At 40.4% G+C, this 19,038-nt stretch carries 19 protein-coding genes; 1 reads left to right on the top strand and 18 read right to left on the bottom strand.

Annotated elements, in window-relative coordinates:
- Nucleotides 1-4: 4 nt before the first annotated feature.
- From KIH88_RS00370 to KIH88_RS00285, 18 genes are all read right to left on the bottom strand, one after another.
- The gene (locus KIH88_RS00370; protein ID WP_213988635.1) at nt 5-1,114 is read right to left on the bottom strand and encodes a CHAP domain-containing protein; all 1,110 of its coding nucleotides are present in this window, start codon (nt 1,112-1,114) and stop codon (nt 5-7) included.
- A 99-nt stretch (nt 1,115-1,213) separates the two neighbouring features.
- The gene (locus tag KIH88_RS00365; RefSeq protein WP_001278165.1) at nt 1,214-1,480 is read right to left on the bottom strand and encodes a Veg family protein; all 267 of its coding nucleotides are present in this window, start codon (nt 1,478-1,480) and stop codon (nt 1,214-1,216) included.
- 1 nt (nt 1,481) lies between these two features.
- A complete protein-coding gene (dnaB, locus tag KIH88_RS00360) occupies nt 1,482-2,834 on the bottom strand; it encodes a replicative DNA helicase (protein WP_000852476.1) in 1,353 nt (450 codons plus the stop codon).
- A 43-nt stretch (nt 2,835-2,877) separates the two neighbouring features.
- On the bottom strand, nt 2,878-3,330 hold the full coding sequence (gene rplI, locus KIH88_RS00355; RefSeq protein WP_000864211.1) for a 50S ribosomal protein L9: 453 nt from the start codon (nt 3,328-3,330) through the stop codon (nt 2,878-2,880).
- Complete coding sequence (locus KIH88_RS00350; protein WP_213988636.1) at nt 3,327-5,300, bottom strand: DHH family phosphoesterase; 1,974 nt, start codon at nt 5,298-5,300, stop codon at nt 3,327-3,329. The genes rplI and KIH88_RS00350 overlap by 4 nt, the downstream gene beginning before the upstream one ends.
- A 174-nt stretch (nt 5,301-5,474) precedes the next feature.
- Nucleotides 5,475-6,455, bottom strand: coding sequence for a nitronate monooxygenase (locus KIH88_RS00345; RefSeq protein ID WP_268698718.1), 981 nt, complete (start codon nt 6,453-6,455; stop codon nt 5,475-5,477).
- Between the two features lie 64 nt (nt 6,456-6,519).
- Complete coding sequence (locus KIH88_RS00340) at nt 6,520-7,437, bottom strand: MBL fold metallo-hydrolase (protein ID WP_213988638.1); 918 nt, start codon at nt 7,435-7,437, stop codon at nt 6,520-6,522.
- A 3-nt stretch (nt 7,438-7,440) separates the two neighbouring features.
- The gene (locus KIH88_RS00335; RefSeq protein WP_213988639.1) at nt 7,441-8,553 is read right to left on the bottom strand and encodes an acyl-CoA dehydrogenase family protein; all 1,113 of its coding nucleotides are present in this window, start codon (nt 8,551-8,553) and stop codon (nt 7,441-7,443) included.
- A 15-nt stretch (nt 8,554-8,568) separates the two neighbouring features.
- Nucleotides 8,569-9,477, bottom strand: a complete 909-nt coding sequence (locus tag KIH88_RS00330) for a LysR family transcriptional regulator (RefSeq protein ID WP_000351428.1) — start codon at nt 9,475-9,477, stop codon at nt 8,569-8,571.
- A gap of 194 nt (nt 9,478-9,671) precedes the next feature.
- Nucleotides 9,672-10,325 (bottom strand): 3-oxoacid CoA-transferase subunit B, encoded by a 654-nt coding sequence (locus tag KIH88_RS00325; RefSeq protein WP_213988640.1) that lies wholly within the window; start codon nt 10,323-10,325, stop codon nt 9,672-9,674.
- Nucleotide 10,326: 1 nt separating this feature from the next.
- Nucleotides 10,327-11,049, bottom strand: a complete 723-nt coding sequence (locus KIH88_RS00320) for a CoA transferase subunit A (RefSeq protein ID WP_213988641.1) — start codon at nt 11,047-11,049, stop codon at nt 10,327-10,329.
- Nucleotides 11,050-11,066: 17 nt separating this feature from the next.
- Nucleotides 11,067-11,846, bottom strand: coding sequence for an enoyl-CoA hydratase-related protein (locus tag KIH88_RS00315; RefSeq protein ID WP_045617932.1), 780 nt, complete (start codon nt 11,844-11,846; stop codon nt 11,067-11,069).
- Between the two features lie 320 nt (nt 11,847-12,166).
- Complete coding sequence (locus KIH88_RS00310; protein ID WP_007520939.1) at nt 12,167-13,345, bottom strand: acetyl-CoA C-acetyltransferase; 1,179 nt, start codon at nt 13,343-13,345, stop codon at nt 12,167-12,169.
- Between the two features lie 18 nt (nt 13,346-13,363).
- Nucleotides 13,364-14,212, bottom strand: coding sequence for a 3-hydroxybutyryl-CoA dehydrogenase (locus tag KIH88_RS00305; RefSeq protein ID WP_025172369.1), 849 nt, complete (start codon nt 14,210-14,212; stop codon nt 13,364-13,366).
- Between the two features lie 80 nt (nt 14,213-14,292).
- Entirely contained in the window at nt 14,293-15,501 is a 1,209-nt protein-coding gene (gene fadE / locus KIH88_RS00300; RefSeq protein WP_000201479.1) for an acyl-CoA dehydrogenase FadE, read from the bottom strand.
- A gap of 244 nt (nt 15,502-15,745) precedes the next feature.
- Nucleotides 15,746-16,294, bottom strand: coding sequence for a ribosome hibernation-promoting factor, HPF/YfiA family (gene hpf / locus KIH88_RS00295; protein ID WP_213988642.1), 549 nt, complete (start codon nt 16,292-16,294; stop codon nt 15,746-15,748).
- A gap of 79 nt (nt 16,295-16,373) precedes the next feature.
- Entirely contained in the window at nt 16,374-17,036 is a 663-nt protein-coding gene (locus KIH88_RS00290) for a ComF family protein (RefSeq protein ID WP_213988643.1), read from the bottom strand.
- Nucleotides 17,033-18,331, bottom strand: a complete 1,299-nt coding sequence (locus KIH88_RS00285) for a DEAD/DEAH box helicase (RefSeq protein ID WP_213988644.1) — start codon at nt 18,329-18,331, stop codon at nt 17,033-17,035. The genes KIH88_RS00290 and KIH88_RS00285 overlap by 4 nt, the downstream gene beginning before the upstream one ends.
- A 56-nt stretch (nt 18,332-18,387) precedes the next feature.
- On the opposite strand from KIH88_RS00285, the gene KIH88_RS00280 reads away from it, so the two are divergent.
- Nucleotides 18,388-19,023: a YigZ family protein gene (locus KIH88_RS00280; RefSeq protein ID WP_213988645.1), complete on the top strand. Its 636-nt coding sequence runs from the start codon at nt 18,388-18,390 to the stop codon at nt 19,021-19,023.
- Nucleotides 19,024-19,038 lie beyond the last annotated feature (15 nt).

Raw genomic sequence — 19,038 nt, 5'->3', positions numbered from 1 at the left:
CTTTCTAGATTCTAGCTCCATTACTATCCACTCGATAGCCATCTACAGTAGTATTCACTGCTAAAGCCCCTGAAGCATTGACGTAATAAGACTTTCCTCCTACCTGGAACCACTGGCTAGACTTCATAGCCCCTGAACTCTCCAAATAATACCATGTTCCATTTTCCTTGAGCCATCCTGTCTGCATCTCCCCTGATGCCTTTAGATAGTACCAATGCGAACTATCCTTCACCCAACCTGTTGACATGACCCCATTTTCTTTTAAATGGTACCAATTGCCATTAACTTTTTTCCACCCTGTCGCTAGCTTACCATTCTCTCGGTAATACCAACTCCCTCCTTCTTTTTTCCACCCATTCTCTGTATTGCTTAACTTTTCATACTGCACATACCTTCTAGCACCACTGTAGGATAGATAACCGAGCCACTTATAACCATCCTTTTCAAGAACTTGATCATAACTCACACTCTCACCAGCATAATAGTAATCAATAACCTTTCCTGTACTTGACGGTTGGTCCATAATAGGTGATTTCCCCGTGAATACTATTGTCCCGCTGGACGGAAGCTCTGAGTTACGAGAACCCTCACTCACACTATAGTTAGCGGATAAATCCCTGAAATGAATAAAACCTGTCATCGAACTAGCCTTGACTTTTCGACGGTTATACTTTTCTCGAACCCCATAATTATACTCTTCGATCTCAATCGTATCCCCTGATACATTTGATACCCAGGCCACGTGCCCATAATATCCTTCTGTTGACCAAGCAATAGCCCCAACTGCTGGTTTGCTATCCACACGGTAGCCTTCTCGCCTTGCACGATGTCCCCATTCATTTGCATTTCCATAAGCAGGCGGGATCTCAAAGCCATTCACACTACTCAAACGAAAGGCCGCAAAAGACGTACACTGGCGAGAATACATCCGCCACTGATCGATTTCCACACTACCATTTTTATAGTGAAGCGGGTAATCATCACCACGCGCTACACTGTCAGCCTGAACCGATTCTCCACCAAATAAAAAGGTACTTGTAACGAACAAAGTAGCCAGCCCTAAACCCAACTGAGTATATCTACTCTTCTTAACTCCTGATTTTAAAAACGTCATTCATTCTCCTTAATAATGTAAATTTCCGAGGTTACCCTCGTTTATACTATTCGGGAGAAAAAGAAAAAAGTGAGCAAAGCTCACTTCATTTTAGGATTCTTAGTCTAGATAGCGAATCAAGTTCTTTTCTGTCAAGATATCTGAGTAGGTGAAGGATTCAACGTAAACATTGGCTTGTTTGTCTCCTTCAACATCCCCAAATTCAACGATAAATAGAGATGGATAAACCTCAATTAGCTTACCCAATCTATTTTTTTGGCGCTTACGGCCATTTTCCAAAGTCATTTCAACGACTTGTCCCTCATGTGCCTTGATCTCTTCTTTGATTTTTTTCATCTTGGCTACATCTGTAAATGCATCTGACATCTTATGCCTCCCTCTTTGAGATACTTGAAAATTTATTGTATTCTTTTTGGAAAATCAATTCCACTGTTCCGCGAGCTCCACTACGGTTTTTCTCGATGATAACCTCCACCTTGTTATTTGGAATTCCTTCCTCTTCTTCACCCGCACGATCATAGTAGTCGTCACGGTATAGAAAGGCTACGATATCTGCATCCTGCTCGATAGAACCCGATTCACGAATATCAGACAAGACTGGTCTCTTATCCTGACGCTGTTCCACTCCACGAGATAACTGACTAAGAGCAATGACTGGAACCTTTAGCTCTTTAGCTAGAATTTTCAACTGACGAGAAATTTCAGAAACTTCTTGTTGGCGGTTCTCGCGACCAGTCCCTGTTATAAGCTGTAGGTAGTCAATCAAAATCAAGCCTAGATTGCCTGTTTCTTGAGCCAGTTTACGTGAGCGCGAACGAATTTCCGTAATCCGAATCCCTGGTGTATCATCGATATAAATACTCGCGTTGGCTAGGTTCCCTTGGGCAATGGTATACTTTTGCCACTCCTCATCAGTCAATTGACCCGTACGGATAGAATGGGACTCCACTAATCCTTCGGCCGCCAACATACGGTCTACTAGACTTTCCGCACCCATTTCCAGCGAAAAGATAGCAACCGTCTTGTCCAACTTAGTCCCAATGTTCTGAGCAATGTTCAAAGCAAAGGCCGTCTTACCAACTGCTGGTCGCGCCGCTAGAATAATTAATTCCTCCTCATGGAGACCTGTCGTCATATGGTCCAAATCACGGTAACCCGTTGCAATACCAGTGATATCCGTTGTTTGTTGTGACCGAACTTCTAGGTTCCCAAAGTTGATATTTAGAATATCTCGGATGTTCTTGAACCCACTACGATTGGCGTTTTCGCTAACATCAATGAGTCCCTTTTCAGCCTGAGCGATGATTTCATCTGCAGGCTTAGAAGCCTCATAAGCTTGGTTGACAGACTCTGTCAACTTGGAAATCAAGCGACGTAGCATAGCCTTTTCGGCTACAATTTTAGCATAATATTCCGCATTAGCTGAAGTTGGTACAGAGTTGACGATTTCAACAAGATAAGACAAGCCGCCAATATTTTGGAGATCCCCTTGACTATCCAAAATCGTCCGAACTGTCGTCGCATCAATCGCTTCCCCACGATCCGACAAATCTACCATCGCTTGGAAAATCAATCGATGAGCATACTTAAAGAAGTCACGAGAATCAATGTATTCTCGGACAAAAACGAGCTTACTCTCATCTATAAAAATAGCCCCCAGAACAGATTGTTCTGCCAAAATATCCTGAGGTTGAACTCGCAGTTCCTCTACTTCTGCCATCCGACTTTCCTTCCCTTTACAATCTTGTCAAGAAATTGTAAACTTAACCTTCTTTTACACGAAGATTGATGACACTTGTAACATCTTGATAGATTTTCACTGGTACATCAATCAAACCTACTGCTCGAATTGGTGCTTGCACTTGAATATTGCGTTTGTCAATCTTGATACCAAATTGCTTTTGCAATTCTTCTGCAATTTTCTTGTTAGTGATGGAGCCAAATGTACGGCCATCTGGTCCAACCTTTTCAACAAACTCTACAACCGTTTCTTCTGCTTCAAGCTTAGCCTTGATGGCTTTTGCTTCAGCAATCATTTCAGCATGAGCCTTTTCTTCTGATTTTTGTTTACCACGCAACTCGCCCACTGCTTGAGCAGTCGCTTCCTTGGCCAAATTCTTTTTAATCAGGAAGTTTTGAGCATAGCCAGTTGGCACTTCCTTGATTTCGCCCTTTTTTCCTTTTCCTTTAACATCTGCTAAAAAGATTACTTTCATTCTTCTTTCTCCTTTTCCTTTAGTTCATCCAAGATTAGTTTAGTCAATTTTTCTCCTGCTTCTGACAGATTCATATTCTCGATTTGCGCAGCCGCTAGATTAAAATGGCCTCCGCCACCTAGCTCTTCCATAATGCGTTGCACATTGATTTTACTACGGCTTCGAGCCGAGATGGAGATAAATCCTTGTGTATTTTTTGCCAGAACGAAGCTAGCTTCAATGCCGGACATAGCCAACATAGCATCGGCAGCCTTACTGATAACAACTGTGTCATAAGTCGTTGAGTCCTTAGCTTGGGCAATCAAGATATCTGAACCTAACTTACGACCTTGTAAAATGAGTTCATTTACCTCACGATACTCTTCAAAATCTGTCGCAGCAATCTCCTGGATAGCAATACTATCGCTTCCACGTGTTCTGAGGTAGCTAGCCACATCAAAGGTTCGACTCGTTACGCGAGATGTAAAGTTCTTGGTATCCAACATCATTCCAGCCATCAGTACGCTAGCCTGCATACGACTCAAACGATTTTTCTTAGAATTTTGGAACTGAATCAATTCTGTGACCAGCTCACTCGCACTACTTGCTCCACTTTCAATATAGGTGATGACTGCATTCTCAGGGAAATCCTGATCACGTCTATGATGGTCAATAACAATAGTTTGAGTAAACAAATCATAAAAATCTTTTGACAAGGTCAAAGCCGTCTTGGAGTGATCCACTAAAATCAATAACGAACGGCTTGTGACTAGCTTCATGGCATCTGTAAGAGATAAGAGTTTCGTAGTATCTTCCTTCTTTAAGAACTGGATAGCACGCTCGATATCTGCTGACATTTTATCTGCATCATAGACAGCATAACTGCTCTCAATAATATTACTTGCAAACAACTGCATACCGACAGCAGAGCCCAAGGCATCCATATCTAGATTTTTATGACCGACTACAAAAACCTGGTCAACACTTCGAATCTTATCAGAAATGGCTGTCATCATGGCTCTCGTACGTGTACGAGTACGTTTGATAGACGCAGCAGTTCCTCCACCGAAGTAGACTGGATTCTTGGTCTCATCATTTTCCTTGACCACCACCTGGTCACCACCGCGAACTTCTGCTAAGTTCAAGTTGAGCAAGGCAATTTTCCCTATCTCTTCATGATTTCCATCACCATAAGAAAATCCCATACTTAAAGTTAGGGCTAGTTGCCTCTGTTTTGATTCTTCTCGGAAAGTATCAATAACAGAGAATTTATCATTCATCAATTCCTCGAGTACTGTATAATCTGTGAATAAATAAAAACGATCCATCCCCACACGGCGAGAAAACATAGCATACTTACTAGCAAATTCTGAAACAAAATTAGCTACAAAGCTATTGATATGGCTGATATCAGAGTCAGACGTCGCATCCTCCAAATCATCGTAATTATCCACTGAGATGACCCCAATGACTGGACGGCTAGTTACCAATTCGACAGTTGCTTCGTACTCCCCAGAAACATCAAAAAAATACAAAACGCCTGAAGCCTTGTCCATATGGACAGCATATCGTGTTTCGCCCAAGGTAGCATACGAACCTGGATTCCCAACAGAAGCCTTGATGATGGTTTGAATTAACTCAACATCAATTTCCCCTTCTTCATTCGTCAAAATCAGCTCAGCATAGGGATTAAACCATTCCACTTCTCCACTTGATAAGTCTAATTTCAGGACTCCCACCGGCATTTGATCAAGCAAAGTACTCAAGCTATTTTCGGCTTGGTGATTTACATATTGGATTTGTTCAATTTCGCTCTTTTCATACTGTTTTTTTTGCCATACAAATAAAAGCAGATAAAGCAGTACAAATAAAAATAAAACAGTGATTGTTACAGCAAGATTATGTGAAAAAATAATCAGCAAAGTTAAGATTCCGAAAGTTGCAAGCCCTAGCAAGACTGCAGAAAACGGGATTAAATTATTTTTTTTCATTCTAAACCTCTTGCGCATTATTATATCACAAAAGCCCTTAAAAAGCGACCTTTAAAGAGAAAGTACAGCTTTTATTATAGCAAGACTCTCTTAAAGAAACCCTATATAAAAAGGAGAGCAAATACCTCGCTCTCCTTTTTCCTCAGTATTACAGAATCTTCCGCCTAGACTAAATTATTCACCTAATTCTATTCGAATTTCTTGTAGGCGATCTTGCGCCTGTTTCACAATTGATTCTAAGATAGCCTTACATGGTTTGATGTCTTTCACCAAACCTGCAATTTGTCCGCTCATCATTGAACCATGAACTGTATCACCTTCATAGACAGCCTTAGATAGGGAACCGATCGTAATTTCTTCCAGTTCCTCTCGGTTTGTACCTTTCTGCTCTAACTCAATATAGTGATCTGTCATCTCATTGCGAATACAACGAACTGGCGCTCCCGCGATGCGACCTGTAACCGCAGTCGCTGTATCACTTGCCGCCAAAATAGCTTCTTTATAGGCTGGAGAAATTGGACATTCTTCTGAAGCAAGAAAAACTGTTCCCATTTGAACTCCTTGTGCACCTAGGGCAATCGCAGCAGCCAGCCCTCGACCATCTGCCACACCTCCTGCAGCAATGACTGGAATCGTTACGGCATCAACGATTTGTGGGATAAGAGCCATTGTATTGGTCTCTCCGATATGCCCACCAGCTTCTGAACCCTCAGCGATTACAGCATCAACTCCCAATTCTTCCATTTTTTGAGCATGCTTGACACTGGCAATAACTGGAATAACCTTGATTCCTGCTTCTTTCAAGTAAGGCATGATATGCTTAGGTGTTCCTGCACCTGTAGTTACCACCGGAACCTTTTCTTCGATGATAACAGTCACAATATCCTTGATGTTTTTCATCATCAACATAATGTTGACACCAAAAGGCTTATCTGTCAACTTTCTCAATTCACGAATTTCTTCTCGCAACTGCTCTCCAGTCATACCACCTGACGCAATAATTCCCAGACCTCCAGCCTCAGAAACAGCTGCTGCTAGTTGATAGTGGGAGATTTGAGCCATGGCCCCTTGGAAAATTGGATATTGAATCTGTAAAAGTTTTGTAATTGACATATGAGTCCTCCTTTTATTTTCTGTTGATTCTTGTTGGCAAATGGATGCATAGTGCACCAATATCCCCGTCAACAAGAAAATGTTATATTTGTCTCCTCATATTCTGTTATCCTAAAAAATCTGGCTTACGATCCTGCTCATCTGTAAAAGGAATAAGTGGGGGGCGAGAACGTAGAACATAATCTACAAATTCCTTCCCATCCTTGTCAAACTCTACCACCGCGAAAAATTGATCATGATAAAAGAAAAACTTGTAATGATTCTCAAAAGCCTGACGCAACCATTTCTCTTTGGCTAAAATGGATTTCATAGGATAATCATCAACTGCTGGAACCCAGAGAGGATTTCGATGAACATGTGATAACATCAAGTCCCCCATATGGATCATCGTATCTTTCCCCTGTTTGAGCAAGATAATACTGTGGCCATTGCTGTGACCACTTGTGTGAATCATTTGGATTTCTGGAATGACATTGATATACTCTGAGAAAGTCGTCACCTGATCTTGAATCGGTTCCCAATTCTCTCTCAGATAAGTTCCCCGCGTTCGATCATTAGGGTTTCTCATCTCATACCACTCGACATCATTCACAATAATCTTGGCGTTTGGATACTTGGAAACCAACTCTCCTTGATCATTCACACGCGTCAAGCCACCAGAATGATCATGATGCATATGTGTCATCAGCACGATGTCAATATCTTCAGGCGAGAGTCCTAAAAGAGCTAAACTTTCTTCTACCCGACTTTCAGACAAGATTCCTAAGTTGCGCCTTTGTTTATCAGATAATTTTGCTGTATCAAAACTTGCATCTATCAAGTAATTTTTACCCTTGTACTGGATCAAAATGGGATCCGTCAATTCCGCCATCATATTAGCATCATTTGTTGGGTAGTAACGAGACCACACAACTTTCGGAACCGGACCAAAAAGAGTCCCTGCATCCGTCAATTTATCGGCTCCACGTAGCCATGTCAGTTTCATATCATGAAATTGATATTCCTGTAAGGTGAGTTCTGTCATGCTTTACTCCTTTATCCATTGGGCTGCTATTCTTTTACGAATCGAATCCCCAGATTTTCCATAGATTTCAATCGTTTTGGCATCCTTTAGATAACGGTCTATGGGGATGTCATCCAAGGTTTGAAGAGGTCCAATTAATCTAATAATTTCCTCAGAAATCTCAATTGCTACTTTTGTCGTATAAAGTTTAATCTGAGATACAAAGAGAGAATCCGCATTCATCCTGTCTTTGTAGGAGGCAAAGTAAGATTCAGCCGCACACAGCTTAGTATACAAGTCTGCGAATTGATGTTGATAGACTGTCGCATCGATTAATGGTTTCCCAAATCTTCTTTTGACCTTTACAAAAGCCAGACCTGTTTCAAAAGCTCCCTCAGAGATACCAATAGAGATTGCGCTTAATCCTAGCTGTAATTTTTTGATAATATCATTTAACTGAGTTTCCCCATTTAGCGTCAATCCTAGCAGACTATCTTCTGGCAATATGACCTGATCAAAAGTTACCGAATTCACAGGCAAACCCTGTAAACCAGGTTTTGCAATATCATCTCCAAAAGCAACTCCCGGTCGAGTCGTATCAACAATGAAAAATCCGTATCCATCTTCTCCGTTAGCTTCCTGAACCTTGGCTAAGATTAACAAAATATCTGTATAGCGGCAATTTGATACAATTGACTTCTTCCCAGTTAAAGACCAACCTGCCTCTGTTTTCCTTGCAGTTGTTTCAATAACCTCCAAGCTGTCCATCAATTTTCCTTCAGAAAATCCCAAGCCAGCTAAGATTTCTCCCCTTACTAAGGGTTCTACATAACGCGATTGTTGTTCCTGACTCCCATATCGTAAAATAGGATAGATACCATAACATGCCTGAGTTAGTAGAACAGCAGAAAAAGCAGGGAAATCTTTTGAAATCAAGCGAATAAAGGTCAAAAACTCGGTTCTCAAAACAGAATCTTGACTATCTAAAAGCAAGGAAAAGATATCAAATTGCTCGATAAACTGATAAAGTAATTCTCTAGGGAACTGTTGTTCATCCTCACAAGACTTGAAATAGTCCCGAATCAACACTTTCACGTCTGCCTTCAATTCTCGCGCCAGCACGTCATTATAGGTCATCGCATTCACCTCATCTTAGTTGTCAGAAAACGGTTGGTAATAATCTTTCAACAATTCTTCATACACATAAGACTCTACTTCATTGTAGGAGTTTTTATAGGGTCTACAAAACCAAATATTAAATGGAATCGGATCCTTGAATCTAACCGCCTTAAAACGACTCTTATCCACAAAATATTCAACCGGCCTTGGCAAAAGGGCAATCAAATCTGTCTGATGAGTTGATTCAACTAGGAAGTCCCAAGTAGAGGAAAGATAAGCAAATTTAGCCTCAATTCGTTGTGAACGAAGTTTTTCTGTCACTAAATCATAAGTCGTAAATGTTTTGTTGAAGGTTGCCAATTCATAACCAGCAATATCAGACCATTCCAACAAGCTTTTCTGAGCCAACGGATGATCCTTATCCATATAAGCAACGTATTCATCCAATTGAATGATATGTTGTTCATATTTTTTAGCATCCAGGCTCGTAGGCTCTATCAGAATAGAGAGATTCAAATCTCCATCAACCATTTTTTGACGAATTTCCTTCCCTCCACCCTCCGTAACCTGGATATGGATATGAGGATTATTTTTCAGAAAATGAGGCAAGGCACTAGCAAAATAAACTCGTAAAATCAAGGACGGAATACCAAAATTAATGGTGCCTTTTTGCTTTTGAGCTTCTATATGGATCATGGAAAGCATTTCTTCATGTCGATTCACAATCTCGGTCGCATAACGATAAATTTTGCGTCCCGCCTCTGTTAAACTTTCTAATCTTCCATTCTTGCGATTGAATAATTGAACCCCTTCAGCTGCTTCAAAATTTGTCACAAATTGACTCAAGGCTGATTGACTAATGTGAATCTTCTTTGCAGCAATGGAAAGGTTGCATCCGCATTCTATGATATTGATGAAATAGTTCATTTGGATAATATCCACTTACCCATCACCTAGCTTTCCTTCACTATTTTAGTAGGTCAATTAGACAACTATTCTAGTGTTTGATAGTTGTCTACTGACTTTCTTATCGAAATAACATTTTGAATACTCCATTTAATGTTGTATATAAATCGCTTACAATACTATCTAGTTTATATCATAACACACTGAGTAAAAAATAGCTCTTTTTTTGCTTAAATCGGCATCGTCTTTAAGTCTTCTGAGACAATGACTTCCCCAGCTGTTTTTTCAAGAACTTCTTCTAATGTCACACCAGGAGCCAACTCTTTCAATAAGAATTTACCATCTTGGAATCCAAAAACAGCTAGTTCTGTTATGACAAGATCCAATACTCCTTTAGCTGATAGAGGCAATGTGCACTCTTTCAGCAGCTTTGACTGTCCATCAACAGTTGTATGTTGGATGGCAGCGATAACTTTTTTAGCACCAACGAGAAGATCCATCGCTCCACCCATACCAGGAGCAAATTTCCCTGGGATAATCCAGTTTGCAATGCTACCTTCTTGGCTGACTTCTAGCGCTCCCAGAACGGTTGCATCCACGTGTCCACCACGAATAATGGCAAAGGAAGTTTGTAGATCAAACAAGGCTGCTCCTGGCAACAATGTAATAGGAGCTCCACCAGAGTTCGCTAAATTGGCATTATAGTTGTCCTTGGTAGGTGTTTCCCCAAATCGAAGAGCACCATTTTCTGCCTGTAAAATGACATTTACACCTTCAGGAATATAATCAGCAGAGGCATTTGGAATCCCAAAACCAAGATTGACCACATCTCCATCTTTAAATTCAAGTGCTACACGTCTTGCGATAATCTCTTTTGCTTTCATTTTACTTCACCCCCGCCAGTTTTTTTGTCTCTGTCCACAAGTCTCCCATCATCTGATGATGCTCTTGTGGTGTCAATCCTTGAACGACATAGTCAACTAGGATACCAGGGATGTAAATATCATTTGGATCAATTTCCCCGACTTCAACCAACTCGTTTGTCTCAACAATGACTGTATCAGCCGCTAGAGCGAGTTGAAGAGAGATGTTTTTAGTAGTCCCATCTAGATAAAGATTACCATATTTATCAGCCTTAGTAGCTTTAATCAAGGCAATATCAATCTTCAATGGATCATAAATCAAATATTCTTTTCCGTTTCGAGTCACTTTTTCGTGCTCATCTTCAAGAATTGTTCCCACACCGGTTGGCGTTAAGACCGCTCCAAGACCCGCTCCCGCAGCATGCAAGCGTTCTACAACCGTTCCCATCGGAGTGAACTCCACTTTCATGAATCCTGAGAAATAATCATGCTGAGCAGCAGCAGATGTCCCTATATGGGCTGCAATGTATTTTGTAACCTGATGGTTTTCACAAAGACGACCAACTCCAACTTCCTTACCGGGTTGAGAGGTTACAACAGACACCAAGGTCAAATCTTGCTGGTTTTGACGAACCAGTTCCTCAATTAACTCAAGTGGTTCTCCCACTCCGAGAAATCCAGAAATACCAACTTTATCTCCTGAATGAATCAAGGAAATAGCTTCAGACAATGTTACAACTTTCATAACCTATCTCCTCTCTCTTATTTACGTTGAAAGACAGCTTTACGTTTTTCAACAAATGCGCGCATTCCTTCAACTTTATCTTCTGTAGAGAAGAGAAGAGCTTCAGCTTCTGTCTCCAAACGAATTGCGTTTTTCAGAGGGAGTTCTGAGCCAACTTGGATAATATGTTTAGCTTTTTCAACTGCTAGCGGGGCATTTTTCATAATCGCTGCCGCCAGCTCTTCTGCTGCAGGCAATAGTTCTTCTGCTGCTACCAACTTGTTAAGAATTCCAAGATCATATGCTTCTTGTCCTTTAACCATTCTAGCAGTAAAGATTAATTCCTTTGTTTTACTAGTACCAATCAAACGAGACATTCTTTGGGTACCTGCAAAACCAGGAATGATTCCCAAGCCAACTTCAGGGAAGCCAACCATTGTCTTGTCATAGCCGATTCGGATATCAGTTGAAAGAGCTAATTCCAAACCGCCTCCCAAAGCATAACCATTCAATACTGAAATAGTTGGCTGGGTCAATTCAGATAAACGGGTAAAGGTGTCGTTCGCATAGGTCATGTATTCATGAGCCTGAATTGGAGACATTTGATCCATCTCTTTAATGTCTGCGCCTGCGACAAATGCTTTCTCCCCTTGACCAGTCACAATGACAACACGAATGTCATCGCTTGCTTCAATTTGGTCTAAAACGAGATTCAAATCCTTTAAGACTTCTGAACTTAAGGCGTTCAAAGCCGATGGACGGTTAATTGTTAGATAGCCAAGACCATTCTTAACCTCTAATAAAACAGTTTTACTCATTGTTCTGCTCCTACTTGATTTATTTTGAGTACAGAGTACAGCGTCAACAAATACCAACACAAAATGTAAGAGCTTACATTTTCATCATAGCCCTTTTTTCTCCATCCGTCTACTTAATCTTTATTTATAGACATATAAGTTCTGCTTATAGGATATGGTCGTCCAATCCATCCTTAAAGTCTTAGGAAAAATAAAAATACCTTATCAAGCCCTTTTAGAGAAAGACACTTGATAAGGTATGTAACTATGAGATCGGATCAAAATCTCATTTTGTAATCGTAATATTGAAAAAGAGGAAATGGCGTTCAGTTTTCTAATCACTAACGTTCAACGATGAGGGCTGTTCCCATCCCTCCTCCGATACAGAGAGTTGCTAAACCAGTTTTAGCATCACGTTTCATCATCTCATGCACCAAAGTGACTAGGATACGGCAACCAGAAGCCCCAATTGGGTGACCGAGAGCAATGGCGCCACCATTGACATTGACAATATCTGTGTTAAAGCCAAGTGTTTTCCCAACCGCACAAGCCTGAGCAGCAAAGGCTTCATTTGACTCAATCAAGTCGAGATCATCAACTGTCAAATTGCCTTTTTCAAGAGCTTTGCGAGTTGCATAAATCGGTCCACATCCCATAATCTTAGGATCCAAACCTGCACTTGCATACGAACGAATGCGAGCAATGACTGGAAGTCCCAATTCTTCAGCTTTTTCAGCACTCATGACCAAGACAGCCGCCGCTCCGTCATTGATACCTGAGGCATTCCCCGCTGTAACAGAACCGTCTTTTTTGAAAACAGGACGTAGCTTAGACAGACTCTCCAAGCTAGCATCTTTTCTAGGAAATTCATCTGTATCAAAGACGATAGGATCGCCTTTACGTTGAGGAATAACCACCGGAACAATCTCTTCCTTAAAGCGTCCAGATTCTATAGCCGCCACTGCTCGTTTCTGTGATTCCAAAGCAAGCGCATCTTGATCATCCCGGCTAATACCATATTCTTCTGCCACATTCTCAGCTGTAATCCCCATATGGTAGTCATTAAAGGCATCAGACAAACCATCCTTAATCATGGTATCTACCACTTTCGAATCTCCCATACGGCCACCCCAACGGAAGCTTGGCAAAACATATGGAGCCTGGCTCATGTTTTCTGCACCACCAGCCACGACAATATCTGCATCTCCACACTTAATCGCTTGAGCAGCTAACTGCACTGCCTTCAAACCAGAACCACAAACCTTGTTAATGGTAAAGGCTGGTATATATTCAGGAAGCCCAGCATGAATACTCATTTGGCGAGCCACGTTTTGGCCTAAACCTGCTCCTAGGACATTCCCCATAATCACTTCATCTACCTGCTCTGGTTTAATATTCGCTTTTTCCAAAGCACTCTTAATTACCAAAGATCCCAAATCAACAGCAGAAACATTCTTCAAGCTCCCACCAAAGGAACCTAAAGGTGTTCGCACTGCCGAAACAATAACTACGTCTTTCATGACTACCTCCATCAGTGTCTAGTAAGTAAAGAAGCCTTCTTTTGTCTTCCGTCCCAATTTTCCTGCTTCGACCATTTTCTTAAGAAGAGGGGCAGGACGGTATTTTTGATCGCCAAACCCTTGGTTTAGGACGCCCATAATAGCCAAACAAACATCCAATCCAATCAAGTCAGCAAGAGCCAAAGGTCCAATAGGATGATTTGCACCAAGTTTCATCGCTTCATCGATTTCCTCGGCACTAGCCACTCCTTCACCTAGAATGTAAATGGCTTCATTGATCATAGGAATCAAAATTCTGTTCACAACAAAACCATAAGAATCTTTAACATCAACTGGTGTTTTACCAATTTTCACTGTCAGTTCACGAACCGCCTGAACCACTTCTTCTGAAGTCTGCAAGGCCTTAATAACCTCTACAAGTTTCATGATTGGGGCAGGATTAAAGAAGTGCATTCCAATCACGCGCTCCTGATGTTTAGTAGCAGCAGCTATATCCGTGATTGACAAAGAGGATGTGTTTGATGCTAAGATAGTTTTAGGATCAGTCAATTCATCCAATTGTTTGAAAATATTCAACTTAATCTCACGATTCTCAGTTGCAGCTTCAATCACCAATTGGACTTGTTTCGCATCTTCATATGAAACAGATGGAAGCAAATTGGCCAATACCTGATCCTTCTCATCCGCAGACATCCGTCCTTTTTCAACTGAACGTTCCAATTGTTTTGTGATATTGTTCAAACCTCTTTGAACAAATTCTTCTTTAATATCGTTTAAGTAAACTGTAAAACCAGCCTGAGCAAATACTTGAGCAATTCCGCTTCCCATTTGACCAGAACCAATAATCATCACCTTAGATATCATTATTTTCTCCTTCTTATTTTACAAAAATCCAGTGCATGAAGCAAGGACGATTGAACAGAAATCCTTCAATCGCCTTTCTGACATTAAACAAAGGCACCTAATCCAGTAATCTCACGACCAACAATCAAGGCATTCACTTCGTGTGAACCTTCATAGGTATAGATTGATTCAGCATCTGCAAAGAAACGAGCAACGTCTGTCTCAAGTGTAATACCATTACCTCCGCAAGTTTCACGAGCAAGGGCAACTGTTTCGCGCATCACCAAGGAATTGTGCATTTTAGCAAGAGCAGAGTTAAGCATCAATTCATTACCTTTCTCTTGCATCTCAGCAATACGAGTTGAATAAGCAATAACTGCTACAGCATTTGCTTGCATACGAGCCAATTTTTCTTGAACAATTTGGAATTTGGCAATTGGACGTTTGAACTGTTCACGATCTTTAGCATATTTAAGAGCTGCAACATACGATCCACAAGTCACTCCCATAGCAATGTGAGCAACGTCCGCGCGAGTGAAGGTCAAGATACGGGCTACATCACCAAAACCATTGATATTTACCAAACGGTCTGAATCTGGAACCTCTACATTCTTCATGGTAATATGGCCATTGCGGATACAACGAAGAGCAATCTTGTGTGGGATTGGTTCTGCATGATATCCAGGAGCTCCCTTACGAACGATAAAGCATTTCACCTTGCCATCCGCAACATCACGAGCAAATACAGGAACAACATCCGCAGTATCTGAACCACCAATCCAGCGTTTTTCACCATTTAGAATCCACTTGTCTCCAACACGTTCTGCAGTAGTCGCAAGTCCTCCAGCAATATCAGAACCTGAAAGAGGTTCAGTTAAAGCGAAGCAACCTTGCCAATCAAATGCAGCTAGTTTTGGAAGAAATTCTTTTTGTTGACGCTCATCACCACCCAAGAGAATTGTGTTGTAGCAAAGTCCGCCATGAACGGTGTAGAATGTTGCAATAGAAGCATCGAAGCGAGCAAGTTCAAGATACAAGAAAGCAATATAAAGTTCAGAAGGTTTCCAGCTACCCTCACGCCCCTCAAACAATTTTGGATTGTTCATAATTTGAGCGCCCTTAGCTACAGCATAGAATTCTTCAAAAGGAAAATCAGGTTTTTCCCAGTATTCATTAATAACCGGACGGAGATGTTTCTCAATCAAACGGCGAGTTTCTTGTAAAACCTCTGCTTCTCCCAAAGTTAGACCATCCGCATAGTGAAAAAGGTCTTCAGGATATAGTTCGCGTAAAATTTCTTCTTTTGTTGCCATAGTTATGACTCCTTTATTTGTTATAAGAGCGCTTACATTTTTGTATTCGCTATTTGTTGACAACCCCATTCTATCCCTTAGGGTATTATTTTGTCTACTTAATAAATATAAACACCCCTATAAGTTCAGATTATAGGGGCTGATTCTGACTGTTTATCAAGGATTTCCTCGTTTTTCTACTCACCTTAGGAACAAGAAAAGTGGTTTACAAATCAGTAAACCACTTTTGTTAGTTATTTCAATTTTATGATTCTCTCACTTCTAACAAACCAACTTCACCGTCTTCACGGCGATACAAAACATTTGTTGTTTGATCTTCTACATCCACATAGATAAAGAAATCATGTCCCAATAAATCCATTTGAAGAAGGGCTTCTTCTAAATCCATTGGCTTCAAATCAATTTGTTTTGAACGAACGACTTTTGGTTGCACAACATTTACATCTTCAACTAGAGCATCTGTAAAGAGTTGACTTGTTGCAACTTTATTTTTATTCTTACGTTCGATTTTAGTCTTATTTTTACGAATCTGACGTTCAATTTTATCTGTTACAAGATCGATAGAACCATACATATCTTGAGAAACATCTTCTGCACGAAGAGTAATAGATCCAAGTGGAATCGTTACTTCAACTTTTGCTGTTTTTTCACGGTAAACTTTCAAATTCACACGTGCATCCAACTCTTGCTCAGGTTGAAAATACTTTTCGATCTTTTCGAGTTTAGAAACTACATAATCACGAATCGCTTCTGTTACTTCTAGGTTTTCACCACGGATACTATATTTAATCATATAAGTACCTTCTTTCTAAACATTTTTGTTTTTCTAACTATATTATAGCGCTTTCATTTTCATTTTGCAAATTTTTTCCTCATCTTACAAGGGAAAAAGTTTTAACATCCAAAGCTCCTGCTTCTTCAAAAAGACGCTTCACACGATTGACAGTTGCCCCTGTTGTATAGATGTCATCAATAACCAAAATTTTCTTAGGAAGAGGGACTTCAGTTTTTATAAAAAATGGAATTTCGGTAGCTAACCTTTCCAAACGGCTTTTAGAAGAACTAGCCTTCTCTTCTCTTTTCCCTAGTAAATCTTGAAAAGAAAATCCTGCTGCCTCAACCAAACCTTCAACCTGGTTGAATCCCCTCTCAAGCAATCTTACAGGACTTAGGGGAATTACAACAAATTGATAACCTCTATACTGTTTCAGCTCCTCAGCAAGAACGGAAGCAAAAACTTTTCTAAGCAAAAAATCGCCATCAAACTTATATTGACTGAAAAAGTCTTTCATAGCTTGATTATAGGTAAAAATCGCCTTATGATCAACCTGCACTCCTTCTTTACACCAAAGTTTACAATCTTGACACTGAGTTGACACCCCTGTTTTCATACAGTTTGGACAATATTTCTCACCAATCTTCTCAAAACTAGAAGCACAAGCTGAGCAAAGATAACTGCAGTCATCTTTCAAAATGAAGAGACTACCAAAAGTTAACTCACTCTTTGTGGTCTGACCACATAATAAACAGTTCATAACCCCGCCTCCTTGTTCATTTGTTTGATTTCCTTGATTGCCTTCTTGATGGAAGCATTTAATCCATCATGAAAGAAGAGCAACTCACCAGTTGGTCTGTCCATACTACGCCCAACTCGACCACCAATCTGAATCAAGCTAGACTTGGTAAAGAGCCTATGATTAGCTTCTACTACGAAAACATCTACACAAGGGAAGGTAACCCCACGTTCCAAGATTGTCGTACTAATTAGTATTGTTAGTTCTCCATCTCGAAAAGCTTGCACCTGCTCTAATCGATTTTCTGTGACAGAGGACACAAAGCCGATAGTTTCATTCGGAAACTGTTCCTGCAATATTTCTTTTAGTTTCTCGCCTTTTTTAATTTCTGATGCAAAAATCAGCAAGGGATAACCTGTTCTTCTCTGTTTCTCAATGTAGATCTTTAACTTGGATGACAACTGACTCTTATCTAAATAACGATTAAAATCCGATAACCAAACTGGCTTTGGAATAATCAATGGATTTCCATGAAACCGTCTCGGCAAGCTTAATCGTTTTAATTCTCCTGTGCGAACCTTCCTATCTAAATCATCTGTAGAAGTTGCTGTAAGGAATATCCTTACTCCATCCTCCTTTACACTATTCTTTACAGCATAGTAAAGCATAGTGTTGTCAACATAAGGAAAGGCATCTACCTCATCCACTATCAGCAAATCAAAAGCATGATGAAATTTTAATAGCTGATGAGTTGTCGCAACTACTAAGGGAGTTCGAAAATAGGGCTCTGATTCGCCATGGAGTAACGCTATATCGCAAGCAAAGTCATTCTGCAGTCGCTTATACAGTTCCAAACATACATCAATTCGAGGACTGGCCAAACAAACTGCACCACCATCATCAATCACTTTGGACACAACTTGATAAATCATCTCTGTCTTTCCAGCTCCTGTCACAGCATGAACTAAAGTCGGTTCTTTCTTTTTGACTGCTCGAATCAACCCCTCTGATACCTTTTCCTGAAAAGGGGTTAACTGACCACGCCATTTGAGAACATCTTGCTTTGGAAAATCTTCCTGCGAAAAATAGTATAAGGCTTGATCACTCCTGACTCGTTTCATCAGCAAACACTCCCTACAATAGTAGGCACCAATAGGCAAATACCATTCTTCTAGAATCGAACTATTACAACGTTGACAAAACAGTTTCCCCTTCTCTTTTCTCATTGCTGGCAGTCTCACTGCTACCTGTCGTTCTTCTTCAGTTAATTCTTTCTCAGTAAACAAGCGACCGAGGTAATTTGGATTTACTTTCATACTTTAATATTCGTAAAAATATAGCGCTTTAGGTAATTTTTTAGTACAATTAAATCATGGAATTTAGAACAATTAAAGAGGATGGGCAGGCCCAAGAAGAAATCAAAAAATCCCGTTTTATCTGCCATGTCAAGCGTATTTATAGCGAAGAAGAGGCTCGTGACTTTATCACTGCTATCAAAAAAGAACACTATAAAGCCACCCATAACTGCTCTGCTTTTATTGTAGGGGAACGTAGTGAAATCAAGCGTACGAGTGATGATGGGGAGCCTAGTGGTACTGCTGGAGTCCCTATGCTCGGAGTCTTAGAAAATCATAATCTTACGAATGTCTGCGTAGTGGTTACTCGCTATTTTGGTGGCATCAAACTAGGTGCTGGTGGTTTGATCCGTGCTTATGCAGGTAGTGTGGCCTTGGCTGTCAAAGAAATTGGCATTATTGAAATCAAAGAGCAGGCTGGCATAGCCATTCAGATGTCTTACACTCAGTATCAAGAATATGGCAATTTCCTTAGGGAACATAAACTCACGGAAATCGAGACAAACTTTACAGATCAAATTGATACTATAATTTATGTTGATAAAGAAGAGAAAGAAAATATCAAGGCTGCTCTTGTTGAGTTCTTTAATGGGAAGGTTACTTTAACGGATCAAGGTTTACGAGAAGTTGAAGTTCCTGTAAACTTAGTGTAAATAAAAGAGAAATAC

It is taken from the genome of Streptococcus oralis (genome assembly GCF_018448765.2).
Classification (GTDB): Bacteria; Bacillota; Bacilli; order Lactobacillales; family Streptococcaceae; genus Streptococcus; species Streptococcus oralis_BM.
This window is presented reverse-complemented; position numbering and strand designations above follow the sequence as displayed.